Source organism: Parasphingorhabdus sp. W113, from assembly GCF_055693205.1.
Map to the genome: position 1 here is coordinate 3,003,303 of NZ_CM146328.1, position 18,610 is coordinate 3,021,912.

21 protein-coding genes are annotated in these 18,610 nt (G+C 58.1%); 3 read left to right on the plus strand and 18 right to left on the minus strand.

Annotated elements, in window-relative coordinates; all coding sequences use genetic code 11:
* Nucleotides 1–76: 76 nt before the first annotated feature.
* The 3 genes from ACZ1GS_RS14495 to ACZ1GS_RS14505 form a co-directional block, all read right to left on the minus strand.
* The gene (locus ACZ1GS_RS14495; RefSeq protein ID WP_472695876.1) at nucleotides 77–460 is read right to left on the minus strand and encodes a tetratricopeptide repeat protein; all 384 of its coding nucleotides are present in this window, start codon (nucleotides 458–460) and stop codon (nucleotides 77–79) included.
* Between the two features lie 200 nt (nucleotides 461–660).
* Entirely contained in the window at nucleotides 661–1,311 is a 651-nt protein-coding gene (locus ACZ1GS_RS14500; protein WP_472695877.1) for an HAD-IA family hydrolase, read from the minus strand.
* Nucleotides 1,308–2,228 carry an SMP-30/gluconolactonase/LRE family protein gene (locus ACZ1GS_RS14505; protein ID WP_472695878.1) on the minus strand — a complete coding sequence of 307 codons (921 nt, stop codon included), beginning with the start codon at nucleotides 2,226–2,228 and terminating at the stop codon, nucleotides 1,308–1,310. The genes ACZ1GS_RS14500 and ACZ1GS_RS14505 overlap by 4 nt, the downstream gene beginning before the upstream one ends.
* Nucleotides 2,229–2,314: 86 nt before the next feature.
* On the opposite strand from ACZ1GS_RS14505, the gene ACZ1GS_RS14510 reads away from it, so the two are divergent.
* Nucleotides 2,315–3,751 (plus strand): NAD-dependent succinate-semialdehyde dehydrogenase, encoded by a 1,437-nt coding sequence (locus tag ACZ1GS_RS14510; protein ID WP_472695879.1) that lies wholly within the window; start codon nucleotides 2,315–2,317, stop codon nucleotides 3,749–3,751.
* Between the two features lie 38 nt (nucleotides 3,752–3,789).
* Nucleotides 3,790–5,439, plus strand: a complete 1,650-nt coding sequence (locus ACZ1GS_RS14515; protein WP_472695880.1) for a thiamine pyrophosphate-binding protein — start codon at nucleotides 3,790–3,792, stop codon at nucleotides 5,437–5,439.
* Nucleotides 5,440–5,460: 21 nt separating this feature from the next.
* Here the strand turns inward: ACZ1GS_RS14515 and ACZ1GS_RS14520 are convergent, their stop codons facing one another.
* Nucleotides 5,461–6,828 carry an alkaline phosphatase PhoX gene (locus tag ACZ1GS_RS14520; protein ID WP_472695881.1) on the minus strand — a complete coding sequence of 456 codons (1,368 nt, stop codon included), beginning with the start codon at nucleotides 6,826–6,828 and terminating at the stop codon, nucleotides 5,461–5,463.
* Nucleotides 6,829–7,251: 423 nt separating this feature from the next.
* On the opposite strand from ACZ1GS_RS14520, the gene ACZ1GS_RS14525 reads away from it, so the two are divergent.
* Nucleotides 7,252–7,782 (plus strand): DUF7282 domain-containing protein, encoded by a 531-nt coding sequence (locus ACZ1GS_RS14525; RefSeq protein WP_472695882.1) that lies wholly within the window; start codon nucleotides 7,252–7,254, stop codon nucleotides 7,780–7,782.
* A gap of 16 nt (nucleotides 7,783–7,798) precedes the next feature.
* Here ACZ1GS_RS14525 and ACZ1GS_RS14530 read toward each other — a convergent pair whose 3' ends face one another.
* From ACZ1GS_RS14530 to ctaD, 14 genes are all read right to left on the minus strand, one after another.
* Nucleotides 7,799–8,206: an EVE domain-containing protein gene (locus tag ACZ1GS_RS14530; protein WP_472695883.1), complete on the minus strand. Its 408-nt coding sequence runs from the start codon at nucleotides 8,204–8,206 to the stop codon at nucleotides 7,799–7,801.
* A gap of 107 nt (nucleotides 8,207–8,313) precedes the next feature.
* Nucleotides 8,314–8,898: a fasciclin domain-containing protein gene (locus ACZ1GS_RS14535; RefSeq protein WP_472695884.1), complete on the minus strand. Its 585-nt coding sequence runs from the start codon at nucleotides 8,896–8,898 to the stop codon at nucleotides 8,314–8,316.
* Between the two features lie 187 nt (nucleotides 8,899–9,085).
* On the minus strand, nucleotides 9,086–9,676 hold the full coding sequence (locus ACZ1GS_RS14540; RefSeq protein WP_472695885.1) for a fasciclin domain-containing protein: 591 nt from the start codon (nucleotides 9,674–9,676) through the stop codon (nucleotides 9,086–9,088).
* 127 nt (nucleotides 9,677–9,803) lie between these two features.
* Nucleotides 9,804–10,619, minus strand: coding sequence for an SDR family oxidoreductase (locus ACZ1GS_RS14545; protein ID WP_472695886.1), 816 nt, complete (start codon nucleotides 10,617–10,619; stop codon nucleotides 9,804–9,806).
* Nucleotides 10,579–10,950, minus strand: a complete 372-nt coding sequence (locus ACZ1GS_RS14550) for a dihydroneopterin aldolase (RefSeq protein ID WP_472695887.1) — start codon at nucleotides 10,948–10,950, stop codon at nucleotides 10,579–10,581. The genes ACZ1GS_RS14545 and ACZ1GS_RS14550 overlap by 41 nt, the downstream gene beginning before the upstream one ends.
* 35 nt (nucleotides 10,951–10,985) lie before the next feature.
* Nucleotides 10,986–11,882, minus strand: coding sequence for an RsmD family RNA methyltransferase (locus ACZ1GS_RS14555; RefSeq protein WP_472695888.1), 897 nt, complete (start codon nucleotides 11,880–11,882; stop codon nucleotides 10,986–10,988).
* Complete coding sequence (gene thrC, locus ACZ1GS_RS14560; protein WP_472698155.1) at nucleotides 11,875–13,278, minus strand: threonine synthase; 1,404 nt, start codon at nucleotides 13,276–13,278, stop codon at nucleotides 11,875–11,877. The genes ACZ1GS_RS14555 and thrC overlap by 8 nt, the downstream gene beginning before the upstream one ends.
* 42 nt (nucleotides 13,279–13,320) lie before the next feature.
* Nucleotides 13,321–13,905, minus strand: a complete 585-nt coding sequence (locus ACZ1GS_RS14565) for an SURF1 family protein (protein ID WP_472695889.1) — start codon at nucleotides 13,903–13,905, stop codon at nucleotides 13,321–13,323.
* On the minus strand, nucleotides 13,902–14,297 hold the full coding sequence (locus tag ACZ1GS_RS14570) for a DUF983 domain-containing protein (protein WP_472695890.1): 396 nt from the start codon (nucleotides 14,295–14,297) through the stop codon (nucleotides 13,902–13,904). Before ACZ1GS_RS14570 ends, ACZ1GS_RS14565 begins: the two co-directional genes overlap by 4 nt.
* Before the next feature lie 9 nt (nucleotides 14,298–14,306).
* The gene (locus ACZ1GS_RS14575; RefSeq protein WP_472695891.1) at nucleotides 14,307–15,176 is read right to left on the minus strand and encodes a cytochrome c oxidase subunit 3; all 870 of its coding nucleotides are present in this window, start codon (nucleotides 15,174–15,176) and stop codon (nucleotides 14,307–14,309) included.
* A gap of 31 nt (nucleotides 15,177–15,207) precedes the next feature.
* Nucleotides 15,208–15,798: a cytochrome c oxidase assembly protein gene (locus ACZ1GS_RS14580; protein WP_472695892.1), complete on the minus strand. Its 591-nt coding sequence runs from the start codon at nucleotides 15,796–15,798 to the stop codon at nucleotides 15,208–15,210.
* Nucleotides 15,795–15,959 (minus strand): hypothetical protein, encoded by a 165-nt coding sequence (locus tag ACZ1GS_RS14585; RefSeq protein ID WP_472695894.1) that lies wholly within the window; start codon nucleotides 15,957–15,959, stop codon nucleotides 15,795–15,797. The genes ACZ1GS_RS14580 and ACZ1GS_RS14585 overlap by 4 nt, the downstream gene beginning before the upstream one ends.
* Nucleotides 15,956–16,861, minus strand: coding sequence for a heme o synthase (locus ACZ1GS_RS14590; RefSeq protein WP_472695895.1), 906 nt, complete (start codon nucleotides 16,859–16,861; stop codon nucleotides 15,956–15,958). Before ACZ1GS_RS14590 ends, ACZ1GS_RS14585 begins: the two co-directional genes overlap by 4 nt.
* Before the next feature lie 84 nt (nucleotides 16,862–16,945).
* Nucleotides 16,946–18,598, minus strand: a complete 1,653-nt coding sequence (ctaD, locus tag ACZ1GS_RS14595; protein WP_472695896.1) for a cytochrome c oxidase subunit I — start codon at nucleotides 18,596–18,598, stop codon at nucleotides 16,946–16,948.
* Nucleotides 18,599–18,610: the final 12 nt, after the last annotated feature.

Genomic DNA, 18,610 nt, shown 5'->3' on the forward strand with positions numbered 1-18,610 from the left:
AAACTATTCCCGCAACCCAACGCAAAAGGGCAGCCGGTTAACGACTGCCCTTTTACAAATTTGTGATGGGAACCGGTTAACGTGAAGCCAAACGCCCATTGAGATTGGTCAGTGCGATCGCGGCGGCACGGCGGGAATTGATCACTTGGCCATCCGCGAGCACCAGGTCAAAACTGCGATTGCTGTTCATCGCTGCCGAAAACATCTTTGCGGCATCGCCGGCGCGCCCGGTCCGGGCATAAGCCTGGCCAAGATTGATCATGACCGCCGGATCATGCGCCGTTTTTTGCATTTTGGCTTCCAGGCGTTCGATCGCCAGCTGGTTTTCGCCCAACATCAGAGCATCATAGGCCAGCGCGCCACGCTCATAGCCGATTTCGCCATCCTGGGCCTGCGCCAGTGCGGGTGATGCGAGCAAAGCCAGGCCAGCCGCAACCATGATTTTTGTTGCTTTTCTCACATTTCATCTCCTCAACCTGGCTCTTTATTACACTTTTGTGACGCTTTCTGCAACAAAACTGTAACAATAGTGTCATTTCATAGTCATATGAATCCATCGAGCGCAAGCAAGCATCGCCGGAGAAGGCTGCTTTTCCAAATATTTCAGAATGTTATGGCCTTTTTTCAAGCCATATAATTATCGGCCAGCCAGTTGGTCCGCTAGGCTGACAAGGCAGCGCGCAAGTCTTTCAGGGCTTGATCCGCGCCGGTAACCTTGATCGCGTGCATGCCCAGCACCGCTGCCGGTTTGCAGTTGATTCCCAAGTCATCCAGATAGATGCATTCCTGCGGACGAACGTCGAGCGCCGTGCACATCATCTCGTAAATTCGCGGATCTGGCTTGCGGATACCGATCTTGCTGCTTTCAATGACATGATCAAACCGCGCCATGATTGCTGCGACGGCTGCGGCCTTCTCGTCATCCATGGCCATGCCCGCGCCCTTTCCGGATGGTACATTATTGGTAATACAGCCAATCTTGTAGCCATCCACTTTGAGCGCATCCAGCATCGCCACCATTTCCGGCCGAATATCACCGGCGAGACAGGCCAGCACATCGGCGCCGCGCAGATTGACGCCGATCGCCTGCGCTTCCTCCGCGAACAGCTTGTCAAAGCCTGCTGCGTCAATCTCCGACCGTTCGAACTGCGCCCAGGCATTGCTGTGCGGGTTGGCCGAATTGATCTTGCGGACGCTGTTATGCGGAACGCCATTGTCGGCTTCGAGCCGGTTAAACGCATCAAAGGGCGACGAGGTGATCACCCCGCCAAAATCCCAGATGACGGTGGTGACAGAAGATTGTGCGGTCATAGGTTCAGATATTCCAGTTTGAGTCCGGGCCGTTTCCAGCGGGTTTTCACGAGACGCCCCGAGGCCGACAGACACAGCCAGGCATCCTGCATGTCCGCGCCGCCAAAGCAGATATTGGTGGTGAATATATCATCGGTCTGGACAAACTCGACCAGTTCCCCGGCAGGAGAGATCACGCTGATCCCGCATTCGCCAATCGTCGCGACACAGATATTGCCACTTTCTTCCACCGCAAGACTGTCGAAAAACTTGTAACCTGCCGGGCGATAGACCGGGATACCCGGTCCGCCTGGCCCCGCATCAGCAGCCACTTTACCGGGTTCGGTAATGTTGAATTTCATCAGCCGGCAGGTGAAGGTCTCTGCCGCATAGAGAGTCTTGCCATCGGGCGAAAGGCCCACGCCATTGGGGTTTTGCGACGGGAAAATCACCTCTTCCATGTGACTGCCATCCGCCTTGGCATAGAAGATACCAACAATATCATGACAGCGGTTTTCATAATCCGTTTTGCCATGGTCGGTGAACCAGAAGCCGCCATGCTGATCAAAGACAATGTCATTGGGACCACGCAGGATACAGTCAAAATCGCCCGACTTGTAGAGCGTCTCGACCGCACCAGTTTCCGGGTCAATCCGTTCAATCCGCCCGCCGGAATAGTTTTTGGCAATCCCCGCCGGGGTCAGAAAACCGCCTTTTTCCTCATATTCAAAGCCGCCATTATTGCAGACATAGATTTTACCATCCGGGCCGAGCGCGGCTCCATTGGGTCCGCCGCCCGGTCTCGCTATGACATCCTTGGTGCCATCAGGCGCGATCCGGGTCAGTTGCCCGGCTTCTATCTCCACCAATATGACGCTGCCATCCGGCATCGCCACTGGCCCTTCAGGGAAACGCAAACCATCGGCTACCAATTCCATCAAAATTTCCTCCTCGACCGGCTGACAGTCATTGCGGGAAAACAGCAGAGTGTCTAGTGCAGACTCAACCGGTTACAGGAGCAACCATGTCCGAATCTTATCCCGCCCAGCTGCAATTGCATATCGATGGTCAATGGATTGATCGCGGCGATCGTGATGTGCATCATGTCGTCAATCCATCGACCGGCGAGACCATATCCGAGCTGCCGAAAGCCAGCGTCGCCGATCTCGACCAGGCGCTGGATGCGGCGGATCGTGCCTTTCCGGTCTGGCGCGACACGCCGGTAGCAGAGCGCGCCACAATCCTGCGCAAGGCTGCCACGCTGATGCGGGAACGGGCGCCTGAAATCGGCCGGATGATGACCGCAGAACAGGGCAAGCCCCTGGCCCAGGCGGTGGGTGAAGTCAGCGGCTCGGCGACCATGTTCGAGACCATGGCCGAAGAAGCCAAACGCTGTTACGGCCGCGTGCTGGTGCGTCCGACCGGCCAGAACAGCTTCGTCAAATATCAGCCCGTCGGTCCGGTCGCCGCCTTCAGCCCCTGGAACTTCCCGGTTTTCACCGCCGCCCGCAAGCTCGCGCCGGCGCTAGCGGCTGGTTGCTCGATCATTCTCAAGCCGGCCGAGGAAACCCCGGCAAGCCCGATCGAGATGGTCCGCTGCCTGTTGGACGCCGGCATGCCCAGCGGCGTGGTACAGCTGGTCTATGGCGATCCGGGACAGGTCTCGAGCCATTTGATCGCGTCGGATGTCATTCGCAAGATCAGCTTCACCGGCTCGGTGCCGGTTGGCAAACATCTGATGAAGCTCGCCGCCGACGGCATGAAACGGACGACCATGGAACTGGGCGGCCACGCGCCGGTGCTGGTCTTTGACGATTGCGACATGGACAAGGCGCTCGACCTGGTGGTCACGCAGAAATATCGCAACGCCGGTCAGGTCTGCGTCTCCCCGACCCGCTTCTATGTGCAGTCCGGCATTTATGACAAATTCGCCGCCGCCTTTGCCGCGCGCGCTGAAAAGGTCCGCGTCGGCGACGGCTTTGCCGACAATGTCGATATGGGCCCGCTCGCCAATCCGCGGCGCCCGGAAGCGATCAGCGCCATGGTTTCCGACGCCAAAGCGAAGGGCGCCGACGTGCGCCTCGGTGGTGAAACCCTGGACGACAAGGGCTTTTTCTTTCAACCCACATTGCTCACCGACGTTCCGCTGGACGCCAGCATCATGAACAGCGAACCCTTTGGTCCGGTCGCGGTGATGCGGTCGTTCGAAACCCTGGACGAAGCGATTGAACAGGCCAACCGTCTGCCCCTCGGACTTGCGGCCTATGCCTTCACCGAGAGCCTGCGCACCGCCAATATTGTCGGCGACAAAATCGAGGCCGGTATGGTGGCGATCAACAATCTCACCGTGAGCCCGGGCGATGCCCCGTTTGGCGGCGTCAAGGAATCCGGTCACGGGTCCGAAGACGGGCCCGACGGACTGAAAGCCTATATGGTAACCAAGGCTATCCATCAAAGCTGAGGCCCCCTGTTGAAGTCCCCCGAACAAAGGAACGCATTATGAGCACACGCACCGGCGCGCAGATTCTGGTCGATCAACTGGTCATTCAGGGCACCGACCGCATCTTCACCGTCCCTGGTGAGAGCTTTCTATCGGTCCTCGACGCCTTGCATGATTGCGGATCAATCGAGACCGTGGCCACGCGCCAGGACGGCAGCGCCGCCTTCATGGCGGAGGCTGATGGCAAGATGAAAGGGTCGCCCGGAATCGCTTTCGTGACGCGCGGTCCCGGCGCAACCAATGCCAGTATCGGGGTCCACACCGCGCGCCAGGACAGCACCCCCATGATCCTGTTTGTCGGCGATGTCGCGCGCGATGACCGCGACCGGGAAGGCTTTCAGGAAGTCGACCTGACCGCCATGTTCACCCCGCTGGCGAAATGGGCGGCGCGCATCGACAATGCCGCCCGTATCCCCGAATATATCGCCCGCGCCTTTGACACGGCCTGCTCCGGGCGTCCCGGACCGGTGGTCCTCGCTTTGCCGGAAGACATGTTGCGCGATGAAGTGGAGGCGCTTGACCGGCCCAAGGTCGTCGCGCCGGTTCAGCCGCTCTGCCCGGACGCGATGACAACCCTGACCGACATGCTGCGCGATGCGACGGATCCGATCGCGATTGTCGGCGGTGCCGGCTGGTGCGCCAGCGCCCGCGACAATTTCGCGCAATATGCCGAACGCATCGGCCTACCGGTGGCCTGTGCCTTTCGGCGGCAGGATAATTTTCCCAATACCAGCCCGGTCTATGCCGGCAATCTTGGCTATGGCCCCAATCCCAAACTGGTCGAGCGGATCAAGGCAGCCGATCTTGTGCTCGCCGTCGGCGCGCGACTGGGTGAGGCGACGACCGATGGCTATTCACTGATCACGCCAGACCATCCCGACCAGATATTGGTCCATGTTCATCCCGATCCGGATGAACTCAATCATGTCTATCGCATTGATCTGCCGATCTGCGCGGAAATGCATGAATTTGCCGAGCAGGCAGCGCTATGGGATGATGACCTGCTGAGCTTCGACGCCGGCAAGGCCGCGCATGCGGACTATCAGGCCTGGGCCAAACCCACGCCAACCAAAGCGGTGCTGGACCTCGGACTGTGCGTGGCCACCATGCAGGAACAACTCCCCGCCGATGCGATAATCTGCAACGGCGCCGGCAACTTCTCAGGCTGGTGGCATCGTCACTGGTGCTACGGGGACTTCCCGAGCCAATTGGCTCCGACATCCGGCGCCATGGGCTATGGCGTGCCCGCCGCGGTCGCCGCCGCTTTGCGCTACCGTGGTCGAACCGTGGTCGCGCTGGCCGGTGATGGTGATTTCATGATGAATGGTCAGGAACTGGCAACGGCAATCCAATATGATGCCGATCTGCTGATGCTGGTCATCGACAATGGCAGCTTTGGCACCATCCGGTTGCACCAGGAACGCGAATATCCCGAACGTCTGTCAGCCACCTCGCTGGTCAATCCCGACTTTGCTGCGCTGGGCAAGGCCTATGGCGGATGGAGCGCTACGGTCGAGACAACCGCGGCCTTCGCGCCTGCCCTTGCGGAAGCAATGAACCGCAAAGGCTTGCGCCTGCTCCATCTGAAGACGGATATCGAGTTTCTGACCGCCGCCGGCGGCACGGTAAGCGGCTTGCGCAAGCGTTAGACAAGGCATGCTGCTGGCGGGCTAAACGCTGATGACCTTGTCCCAGGGACCAGTAATCGCGAAGGTCGTGGTCGGCGCATAGAGATTCACGAACATGGTCGATCCGTCGGGCGAGAAACAGGCCCCGGCAAATTCGGTCTGGATCCGCGTCCGGCCGAACCGGTAGGTTTTACCGTCCGGCGTAACCCCGCGCAGATGATTATTGGTAATGTCGGTATATTGATCTTCCGATACCATGAGATGTCCGGATGGCATGACACAGATATTGTCGCCGAGATTATAGGTCGCCGGGTCCTGACTTTCGAGGAACAGCGCCAGCTCGCCCTGCTTGCCGCTACGGCCTTCGTACCGGCTCGGTTTGTAACGGAAAATCTGTCCCAATTTCTTGGCACCGCCGCTGGTCGAGGTAAAGAATAGCTGCTCTTCCTTGTCGTCCCAGAAAATCCCTTCTCCCCGGGCAAACAGGGTCGCCCCCAGTTTTGCCCCGCGTTCGCGCAGTTCGCCAGCGCTTCTTTCGGGATTGTCGAGCGTGATCCAGCGCGCCCGATGCCGGTCTTCGAGATCGATCTGCTTGCCCTCCCAGTTGCGCGTATCGGAAATCTCTTTCAGGGCCAGCGCTTGCAACGTACCCCCTTCGGCGAGCTTGCCCCTGACATCGGGTATGAAACGATAGAACAGACTGTCTCCGCGATCTTCAGTCATATAGGCAATGCCGGTCCGCGGGTCGATGCAGACCGCTTCGTGGACGAAGCAGCCCATGGCCTTCAGCGGAACCGGATCGACCAGTCCCTTGTGATCGGCGGGCACTTCGAAAATATAGCCGTGATTCTTGTCCACGCCTTCGCCTGCTTCCAACGCGCTTTCCTCGCAGGTCAGCCAGCTACCCCAGGGGGTGATCCCGCCCGAGCAATTGCGCACGGTGCCAACAAGACTGAGATATTCCTCGACGACAACACCCTGGTTCATGTCGTATACCAAGGTGGTCGTGCCGCCAGGAATCGGCATTTTCGACTTTTCGCTCAGCCGGTCATAGGCTTTGAAATCCGCGTCAACCTGGCTGCGAAACGGGCCTTCGCGCAATTGCCGATGATCCAGTTCATGATTGCGGATCAGGGCAAGCTTGCCATCGCCGAGATCGATGCACCCCATGCCGTCGGCAGAATTGGGCACCACCATGCCGTCGCTCATCATATTGCCGAGGCGCGAGATAATCTTGTAGGAAAAGCCCTCCGGCAAATCGAGCAGACGAGCCGGATCAGGCAAAAGGTCGCCATATCCCGTAACTTCGTTCTTTCCGGTGAACGGGAGCTTGGCATTCGCTCGGGTTGCCAGACCGACAAAAGCGGTGCCGAGCATTGCAGATCCAAACTGGCGGCGCGTAAAAAACATAGCGATGATACTCCTCAAGGTCGCGGTCCGCGTCACCGGTTCTTGTTGCGGCCTCCGATGATCGGTCATCTCGGACCGAAAGCGGACCTGGTCGGCCACAACCGTAATAGGCATGTGACGCGCTGGCAATTGCTATGTCCGCTTTGCCGCCTGCGAAGCAAAAGAAAAGCCCCGCTGACCTGAGGGGTCGAACGGGGCATCGAAACGGTGGGTCGCGAATACCGCTTCAACAACCGAGATAGCCGATCGTCCGGCTTCTGCATTGTACGAAATGGACTCCCTGGTTTTGTTATCCGAAAACCGCACGCCAGCAGCCTGGCTGGCGGCCATTGTGTTGTGTGCCGAAACAATTATAACTGGCTGAAATATAAGATTCTCGGCCAGATGGTTCTGCGCAGAGACAAATGTGGAGAGTTTCCGGTCATGGCCATTAAATACACGCTGTCGCTTGCAATATCATTGACCCTTCTGTCTGGAACGGCATTCGCGCAGGAAACGCCGGCAAGATCGCAGATCACCATGGGCAATGGCACTGCCAACGCCATCCAAGTTGAAGGCCTGTCCCGCGAGGATAAGGAATCGGCTGTTTCGTCGGTCCGTGTCGACGGTACGAGCATATCAAGCTTTCGCGCAAATACGACGGCCGTCACCTTTCCGGAAGTGACGATCGAAAAAGCAGGCTGGCTGGTCCTGCATCCGGTGATCGACGGCCGTCCGGACGGCGATATCGTATCGGGATTTGCTTATCTCAATCCCGGCCAGAATGAGGATGTCACGATCCAGATCCATCACCCTGCCGGTGCCGGTGACAAATTTCTGGTCATGCTGCACGGCGATGTTGATGAGGACAAGATCTTCGATTTTGTCTTTGTTGAAGATGGCGTCAATGTTGAAGATACCGCGGTTTTCGAAGGCACGCGCATGATAGCCCATCTGATCGCATTGCCCGAATAGCGATATAACAGACGCGCTAGGCGCTCATCTCCAGAATTGCCTCCCATTCGCTTTCGGTGACTGGAGCCACGGACAGACGGGTTTGGCGGATGATCGCGAGATCCTGTAGTCTGGGATCCTGCTTCATCGCTTTGAGCGATACCGGATTGGCCAGTTTCCGCACGGGCTTCACCTTGACCACCACCCAGCGATCGGGATCGGTGGTGACGTCGGGACTCTGTTCTTCGGAAACTTCCATGATTCCGACAATTTCGAGGCCTTGTCGCGAATGATAGAAAAAGACCTGATCGCCCTTTTTCATCGCTTTCATATTGTTGCTGGCCTGCGCGTTTTTAACGCCATCCCAGATGCCTTCTTTCTCGGCAACGAGATCATCCCAGCCATATTCATCGGGTTCCGACTTCATCAACCAGTAATTGGGCACGCCAAGGCTCCTTTTTGCTTACGCCCGCAATAGCGGATTCCAGCGCAACAAAAAAGGCCCCGCCAATGGCGAGGCCTTTCCGTATCATCCTAGTTCGGGGGATGAGATCAGCCTGGCATGATAACCGTGTCGATCGCGTGGATCACACCGTTGGATGCCTCGACATCGGTGATGACGACCGTGGATTTTCCACCAGCGGCATCTTCAAGAATTACGGACTCGCCGTCGAGCGTTGCTTTCAGCTCAGCGCCCTGCACCGTGGTCAGGGTTGCGGTGCCGCCGCCATCAGTAATGGCTTTGACAACCGCTTCCGCGTTCAGTTCACCGGCGACAACATGATAGGTCAGCAGACCGGTCAGATCGTCTTTCATTTCTGGCGTCAGCAACGCTTCGAGGGTCGCCGCATCGACTTTTTCAAACGCAGCGTTGGTCGGTGCGAATACGGTGAATGGACCTTCGCCGGACAGGGTTTCTCCCAGTTCAGCGGCGGTAACCGCAGTCACCAAGGTCGAAAAGTCTGGGTTACCGGCGGCAACACCAACAATCGTTGCCGGTGCTTCTGCGGTTGCGCTGGCATCAGCCATGGCGTCGGTTGCGCCTTCGTCAGCCGCCTCTACCGGCGCTTCGGAGGAACAAGCCGACAGCGCAACAGCGGCGGCAGCGGTCAAAAGAATTTTAGGGGAAATACGCATGATAAGCCTTTCAAATGTGTCAGTGCCTCTCTTCCTCGCGCATCGTGCGAAAGGACCCTCGGACCCGCACGGTATGGTGATCGGGCCACAGCGTTCAAACCTGTCCTTTCGGACATATCGACCCAGGATAGGATTGAGCGGCGACCTGGTTCAATCCGGCGAAAATCCGCGACGGCGGGATCTTCGCCTATCCGGGCATGGCAACCCGGTCGATCGCGTGAATCACACCATTGGTTGCGCTCACATCCGCCAGCGTGATGGTCGACTTGCCGCCGGCAGCATCTTCCAGCACCAGTTTCTCGCCCTCAAGGGACGCTTTCAATTCGTTGCCTTGTACCGTTTTCAGACTGGTCGACCCGCCATCATCTTCAATTGCCTGCATCACATCTGCCGCCGTCATCTTGCCGACAATCACATGGTAACTCAGGACATTTTTCAGATCATCCTTGTTTTCCGGCGTCATCATCTCACGCAACTGGTCGGGATCCACCTTGTTAAAGGCATCATTGGTCGGAGCAAAAACGGTATAGGGTCCGTCGTCCGACAAGGTCTCTCCGAGACCCGCGAGGGTCATCGCCGTCACCAGGGTCGAGAGATCATCCTGTTCTTCGGCGACCCCGACAATATCTTCCGGCTCGACCGCTTCTGCTGCGGTCAGCTCGGCCGTCACATCTTCGCCTCTATCAGCCTCAGCGAAGCTATCGGTGCCCTGCTCCGCACAGGCGACAAGCACAATCGGGGCGGCAGAAACGAGAATATATTTTGAAATATTACGCATGCTATTCCTTTCACAACTGGTCTGCCCCCGACTTCGGGTAGACTTCCCCCTGACCAGAAAGGTCATGGGGAATCGCTATGAAACAAGGCAAATGTCGACGAGTTGACCGGCAAATCGCGACTTGTCGCTATTTCATGAAGACGAAATCGCGATCAAAGCTCTTCAGGTGCGCGCCGCCGTCAACGAACAGGGTTTGGCCGGTTACGCTATCCGCCGCGGCCAGATACCGGACCGCCGCGGTGATGTCTTCGGGAGACGACAAGCGATCAAGCGGCATTTGGGTGGCCAGTTGCTGCATCTGCGCGTCATCATAATCGGCCGTCGGCAAAGTCAGGCCAGGCGCCACACCATTGACGCGCAGCCGATCGGCACAGGCATTGGCCAGCGTCCGGATCGATTCCGCGAGGGCCTGTTTGGACAGGGTATAGCTGAGTTGATCCCCATTGGGATTGCGCACCCGCTGATCCACGATATTGACCACGGCCCGGCGATCGGAAACACGCGGAGAGACGGCGCTTTCGCGCGCCAGCAAGGTCGTCAGGATCGTTGGCACAGCCATGTTGATCCGAAAATGCTTTTCCAGTGATGCCGCGTCGAGGCTGGATCGGTCGTCATAAGCAAAAAGCGAGGCGTTGTTCACCAGCAGGTCGGGCGCCTTGCCGAAGCCGGCCTTTACATCGGCAAACAGGGTTTCAGCCGCACCCTCTTGCCCGAAATCAGAGACAAAGCCGGCCCAGGCACTCTCATGCTGATTCAGCGCCTCGTCCAGCATCGGGTCCGGATCGGCATCACTATGGCCGTGCAGCGCCAGTGCATAGCCTGCAGCGGCCAAGTCTGCCGCAATAGAAGCACCGAGACGGCGACAACCGCCGGTCACCAGCGCCAGCTTGTCTTTTTTCCAATCATTTACGTGATCGCGTGAGCGTGATGCCGATCTTTTCACCCTTTTCGGATATCAGCAATTTGACGATCTTAACTTTCACCCGCAAGACACTCTTGTCCTGTAGAAACAGCGTTTCGATAATATGATCGGCCACCGCTTCAATCAGCTTGAAATGCACGCCTTCCGGCAACGCATCGGTTGCGGCATGTTTGAGGTCCATATAGTTTTTAGAGCTTTCCAGGGGGGTGTCCGCTTCATAGCGGTCCTGCACCTTGAGCTCCGCCGCGATCGAAATGCGCAGCGGCTGGGGCAAATGGGTTTCTTCCGAGTATATCCCGGTCAGAACATTGACCTCCAGGTCATTCACTTCGAGCAATAGTGTATCTGTCATAGAGTATCTTCGCCTTTTGGCCTGCCAATAGCAAGCTATGCCGTCTCCGGGTTGGACCAGCGCGCATAGATTGCCGTGGGCAGCAGCAGCCCGCGCTGTTCCTCTCTCACGGCCAGTTCACCGACCTCGATATGCCCACCCAGATGCGCCAGTTTTTCCTGCAACAGCGAGCCGAGCGCGAGCGCCGACATGCGCACCGCGTAGACGGTCAGAAACAGGCACCGGCTATTGCTGTCGAGCAGCTGTCCGCAATTGTCCACCAGCGGCGCCAGATCTTCCTCGAGCCGCCAGATTTCGCCATCCGGGCCCCGGCCATATTTTGGCGGGTCGAGCAGGATGGCATCATAGCGACGTTCGCGGCGGACTTCGCGGGCAGCAAATTTGGCCGCATCGTCGATGATCCAGCGCACCGGGCGTTCGGCCATGCCGGACAGGGCTGCATTATCGCGCGCAGCGGTCACCGATTTTTTCGATGCATCAACATGCACCATATGCGCGCCGGCCGCCGACAATGCCAAGGTGCCCACACCGGTATAACCGAATAGATTTAGCGCCTGACTGCTCTCCAGCGGTTGCAATTGTCCGCGGATCCAGCGCCACACCGGGTCCATATCCGGGAAATAGGCGAGGTGACGGAACGGCGTGCATTGCGCGGTGAAGGTCACTTCTTCCCAGGATTGCGGCCAGCCTTCCTTCGGAACCGGTCGATTGAAATGCCAGCGCCCGCCGCCATCATCGTCCGAGGCCGGGATAAATTCGCCATCGGCATCCCAATTGTCGCTATGCGGTTCCCACATCGCCTGGGGCTCAGGACGAATGAAGTGATAGGGGCCATAGCGTTCGAGCTTCCGGCCCGCGCCGCTGTCGACCAGCGCGTAATCGTCGCGCGGATCGCTCACCATCAGATGATAGTCAAAACGGGAGTCAGCCATGAGATGGCGTCGCTTTGCCGGTGATGAACGCTTTCACGCTGTCATAATCATTGGGCAGCTTGTCACAGGCTTCTTCCCGATCAAACAGGTCGCCAATCCGGCGCGGCAAACTGGGCCGCGCACCGGTCGCGCGTTCGACCGCGTCGCGGAACTTTGCCGGATGCGCGGTGGCCAGCGTGACGATGGGCACCGACGGATCAATATCCGCAGCCTGCGCCGCCGATAGCCCGATCGCGGTGTGCGGATCGATGACCTGACCAGCTTCCTCGTACGCAAAGCGCATCGCCAGCGCCATATTGTCCGGATCGACCCGCTGGCTAGTGAAGATCGCAGCAGCCTGCTCGCGCATCGCAGGGTCCAGCGCCATCACCCCGGATTTCTCAAACGCCGTCATCCGCGCTGCGGTCTTGGCTCCATCCCGGCCTTCGAGGTCGAACAGCAGACGTTCAAAATTGCTGCTGACCTGAATATCCATTGACGGAGCGGCGGTCGGCATCACCGTGCCGGTCGAATAATCGCCAGCGCTTAACGCGCGGTGGAGAATGTCGTTGACGTTGGTCGCGACCACCAGGCGCTCGATCGGCAGCCCCATTTGCGCCGCTACATAACCTGCAAAGACATCACCAAAATTGCCGGTCGGAACCGAGAAGGCAATCTTGCGATGCGGCGCTCCCATTTGCGAGGCGGCAAAGAAATAATAGACAATCTGCGCCATTAACCGGGCCCAGTTGATCGAGTTGACCGCCGAAATAGTGAAACGGTCGGTCAGCGTCTTGTCGGCGAACATCCGTTTGACCATCGCCTGTGCGTCATCAAAGCTGCCGTCCATCGCGATATTGTGAACATTGGGGGCCAGCACAGTAGTCATCTGCCGTCGCTGAACGTCCGATATCCGGCCATCCGGATGGAGCATGAAAATATCAACCTTGTCACGGCCAGCCAGCGCATCAATCGCCGCCGAACCGGTATCGCCCGACGTCGCGCCGACCACCGTCAGATGTTTGTCCTGCCGCGCCAGAAACGTCTCGAACAGCAGCCCGAGCATTTGCAGCGCGACATCCTTGAACGCCAGCGTCGGGCCATGAAACAATTCGAGCAACCAGTGCTGCCCGTCCAGTTGCGCCAGCGGCGTCACGGCGGCATGCGCGAACCGGCCATAAGCCTCGTCGCAGAGCGCCCGCACTTCTTCCTCGCTCAGCACGTCGCCGATGAATGGCAGCATCACCCGCGTCGCAATCTCCGCATAAGGGCGGCCGGCCATATCGGCGATCTCATCAGCGGAGAATTTGGGCCATGCGGTGGGCACATAAAGCCCGCCGTCTCCGGCCAGTCCGGCCAGCGTAACCTGTTCGAAATTCAGTTTCGGCGCAGCGCCGCGTGTCGAGATATATTCCATGATGGCCAGCGGGTTAACGACCGAGAGACGCGAGGGCAAGGTTTAAGCTTTATCAGCCTTGGCGTTGCGCTGGCGCAGAGCAATAAAATAGATAATCAGTGCGATCCCGGCAAACAGAAACCACTGAACGGCATAAGCCATATGATTGTTTGGAATATCGTCGACTGACGGCGGCTGACTTTGCTCCAGGCCTGCAACCGGACTGCTTGCCACCAGACGCACCAGATGCTGACTATCCGGTGCAATAATGCCGTCCATAACACCGCCCTGCCAATCCGGATTGTCCGGTGCTCGAGACCAGCCCGCAACCACATAGGCTTCCGAACCATCGCCGGTATCGCAATGGGCAATATGCGCCCAGCCCGCCTGGCCGCTCATGCTGCGCCCGCTGACCGCACGCCAGTCGCGGACGGCCACGCAGTTGAGCGATGATTGCCGGAAATAGGGCGGGTCGCTCTCCGTTGGCGCGAGCGGAAAAGTGACTGCGGGCTGATCAACAGCGGCGGCATAGGTCTCCAGCAGACCCTGTTTCCAATCGGCCCGCTGAATCTGCCAGACGCCAAGACCAATCATTGTCGCGACCGCGGCCAGCACGACGATAGTGACGAAGACCGGCAAACGGATCATGGCTGATCTCCGTCCGGGTCGATGACGCCTTCGCGCGCCTGATTGCGATGCTCCAGGATCAGCAGAACCGCCTTGGATACCCGCAAGGATCCGATCACTGCCAATATGGTGAGCGGGAACCACAACAGCACATGCACCCACATTGGCGGGTAGAATTGCAATTCGACAATCAGCGCCAGTGCCAGCACGATACCACCAACGATCAGCGTCAGGAACGCAGCCGGGCCATCGCCGACATTATACTGGGCAAAGCGCAGACCGCAGGAGCGGCAGTCATCGGCAAAGGCGGTCACGGAACGGAACAGGGTTTTCTGGCCGCATTGCGGGCAGAGACCAAAAAGGGCAGCAGGAAGAACCTCCGGCTGCCCTTTTTTATCTTGGCTATTGGTCAAGTGAGCGCCCTAATGAACCGGCGCGCCCCAGCCGCCCCAGACATAGACTGCCAGGAACAGGAACAACCACACGACATCGACAAAATGCCAGTACCAGGCGGCCGCTTCGAAACCGAAATGATGCTTGGGTGTGAAGTGCCCCTTATAGGCGCGGGCGAGACATACGATCAGGAAGATCGTGCCCACCAGGACGTGGAAACCGTGGAAGCCGGTCGCCATGTAGAAGGCGCTGCTATAGTTCAGCCCGGCAAACGGGAACGGTGCAATGCTATATTCATAGGCCTGGATCGCGCTGAACACGGCACCAAGAATGATGGTCAGCCACAGCCCCAGGATCAGCCCCTTGCGGTCGCCATGGATCAGGGAATGGTGGGCCCAGGTTGCGGTGGTACCGGAACACAGCAGAATAAGCGTGTTGAGCAGTGGCAGTTCAAAGGCATTGAGGACCTCAATACCCTTGGGCGGCCATTGCATCAGGGCTTCGGCGCCTTCCTGTCCAATCATGTTGGTTGCGATACCGTCGGCAAAATCAATCGGCTGCGGGAACAGAGAATAGTCAAACCACGCCCAGAACCAGCCGACAAAGAACATGACCTCAGAGGCAATGAACAGGATCATGCCATAGCGGAGATGCAATTGCACAACCGGCGTATGGTCACCCGCATGGGCTTCCTTGACCACATTGGACCACCAGGTGAAAAAGGTCAGCGCGACAAGCGACACGCCGATCGCAAAGACCAGCGATCCAAAGGTTCCGAACACATCCGGGTGCATCCACATGATGCCGCCAAAAGCCATGACCAGCGCCGACATCGAACCAAAAAAGGGCCAGATATCTGGTGGTAGAATATGATAATCGTGGTTTTTGGCTCCAGCCATGATGTTTTCCCTTAGCCTCTTTTTTATTCTCTTAGCTATCCGTTTTGGCGGGGTCTAGCGCCTCGCCATCTTTTGACCGATAAAATGTATAGCTTAGTGTGATTTCTTCGATGTCGCGGGTTTCCGGATCATCGAGGATCGCCGGATCGACATAATAGAGCACCGGCATCCGCATGGTCTGACCGGGCTTGAGCAACTGTTCGGTAAAACAGAAGCATTGAACCTTGTTGAAATATTTGCCGGCCTGAACGGGCGTCACATTGAAAGTCGCGGTGCCAACCACCGGCTGATCGCTGTCATTGGTCGCCAGATAGATCGCCATGTCCCGCGCGCCAACACTGACCCGGTCGACCGCCTGCTCGGGCTTGAACGTCCACGGCAGGGCCGAATTCACGTTGGAATCGAACCGGACCGACATGACCCGGGTGGTCGCCTGAACCGTCGCGGCCTGGGCTTCGCCCACCCGCTGGGTGGTCCCGCCATAACCGGTCACCCGGCAGAAAATTTCATAAAGCGGCACGGCGGCATAGCCCATGCCGAGCATCGCCAGCCCCATCGCACCAGCCAGCATCGCGCTGCGCTTGTTTTTGCTCGTCAGGTTCTGGTTGGCTGCCGTTGTCATGATATCGATGCGTCAATTTTAACAAAGGTGATCAGGTAGAACAAGATCACCAGCAGGAACAGCAATCCGCCCATGATCGTCGCGCGCTGCTTTTGCCGCGCCTGATAGGCTTTCTGCTCTTCTGGTGTCATGCCGGAGTCCGATGGGTTCATGTCGCTCATCCGAGGATCAGCCGGTCCGCAACAAGCGCGGCAAACAGAACGAAGAGATAGAGGATCGAGAATTTGAACAGGTCTTTTTCAGCCTTCATCAAACTCGGCTCGCTGGTCTTGCTGGTCGAGACCCGCAGCGCCAGTCCGCAGAAGACCAGGTTCAGCAGAACAGACGATACGCCATAAATAGCGCCGGTCAGGCCCAGATAATAAGGGGCAATGGCGGTCGCTGCGAGGACGAGGCTGTAGAGGAAAATCTGCCGCCGCGTCGATTGGCGACCCGCCACGACCGGCATCATCGGCACGCCGGCTTTGGAATAGTCGCTGTTGACGAACAAGGCGAGGGCCCAGAAATGCGGCGGTGTCCAGAAAAAGATGATCGCGAACAACAGGATCGCCATCACGCTGACATCACCAGTGACCGCAGCCCAGCCGATCATGGGCGGGAAGGCACCGGCCGCACCGCCGATGACGATGTTCTGCGGCGTGCTGCGCTTCAGCCAGATCGTGTAGACCACGCCGTAAAAGAAGATTGCGAAGGCGAGAATGGCGGCGCTGATCCAGTTCACCGCGACGCCCATCAGCAGCACCGAGAAGAACGACAGGCCAATGCCGAAATGCAGAGCCGTTTCGCGGTCCATCCGTCCCGCCGGCAACGGCCGGTTGCGGGTCCGCTTCATGACCGCGTCAATATCATGCTCATACCACTGGTTGAGCGCCGCCGAAGCGCCGGCGCCGAGGCTGATCGCCAATATGGCGGTAAAACCGATAACCGGGTGAATCGACCCCGGTGCAGCCAGCAGGCCACATATCGCGGTAAAGATGACGAGGGTCATCACGCGCGGCTTGGTCAGCGCGAACAGATCCGCTGCGCTGGCCAGATTATGGGAAGATGTCGATGCCGTCGTCATGTCTGTTTCAACTGTCTCGGTTGCGGGCGGGTGTCGCCTGCCTGGCAAACGACACCCTGTTGTCCCTCAAGCCATGGATCCGGTTTACTTGATCTGTGGCAATGTTTCGAACTGGTGGAACGGCGGCGGGCTGGACAAGGTCCATTCCAGCGTCGTGGCGCCTTCGCCCCAATAATTGGCTTCCGCCTTGCGACCGGCCAGCAGGGACCAGCCGATATTGACGAAGAAGATCAGGACACCAACGCCCATCACGACATAGCCAAGCGACGCAATCTCGTTCCAATAGGTAAATTGCTCCGGATAGTCGGGATAGCGGCGCGGCATGCTCTGGTTGCCCAGGAAATGCATCGGGAAGAACAGGATGTTCACGCCGATGAAGAAAATCCAGAAATGCAACTGGCCGAGCAGCTCATTATAATGGCGACCCGACATTTTCGGGAACCAGTAATAGAAGCCGGCAAAGATCGAGAAGACCGCTCCGAGCGACAGCACATAGTGGAAATGCGCCACCACATAATAGGTGTCGTGGAGATTGTCATCGATACCGCCATTGGCCAGCACAACACCGGTCACGCCACCAACGGTGAACATGAAGATGAAGCCCAGCGCCCAGACCATCGGGGTTTTGAAGGTCATCGACCCGCCCCACATGGTCGCAATCCACGAGAAGATCTTGATCCCGGTCGGGACCGCAATCACCATGGTCGCTGCGGTAAAGTACATTTTCACGTTAACCGACATGCCGGTGGTGAACATATGGTGGGCCCAGACCACGAAGCCGACCACGCCAATCGCTACCATCGCATAAGCCATGCCGAGATAGCCGAAAATCGGCTTGCGCGAGAAGGTCGAGATGATGTGACTGATCATGCCGAAACCGGGCAGGATCATGATGTAGACCTCGGGGTGACCGAAGAACCAGAACAGATGCTGATAGAGCACCGGATCACCGCCGCCAGAGGCGTCGAAGAAGGTCGTGCCGAAGTTCCGGTCGGTCAGCAGCATCGTGATCGCCGCCGCCAGCACAGGAAGCGCAAGCAACAGCAGGAATGCAGTGACCAGAACGGACCAGACAAACAGCGGCATTTTGTGCAGCGTCATGCCCGGTGCGCGCATGTTGAAGATCGTAGTGATAAAGTTCACCGCACCGAGGATCGAGCTTGCACCGGCCAGATGGAGCGACAGGATCGCCATATCGACTGCTGGTCCAACCGAGCCGGTCGTGGATAGTGGCGCATAGACCGTCCAACCGGTACCGGCACCATCGCCTGTACCACCAGGGACAAAGGCTGATCCGAGCAGCAACAGGAAGGCAGGAATAAGCAGCCAGAAGCTGACATTGTTCATCCGCGGGAAGGCCATATCCGGCGCGCCGATCATCAACGGCACGAACCAGTTACCAAAGCCGCCAATCATGGCCGGCATGACCATGAAGAAGACCATGATCAGGCCGTGGGCGGTGATCAAGACATTCCACAGATGGAGCGCTTCGTCTGCAGAAGCCCCTGCCCCAACCCAGGTGGTCAGATATTGAATGCCGGGAGCCGCCAGTTCGAGCCGCATCAGGCCGGAAATGGCACCACCGATAATCCCTGCGACAATCGCAAAGATCAGATAGAGGGTCCCGATATCCTTATGGTTGGTCGACATGAACCAGCGCTGGAAAAAGGCCGGCTTGTGATCCGCATCATGCGCGTGATCGTCCAAAATCTGGCCATCTGCTGCAATAGTTGTCATCGCTTGCTTTCC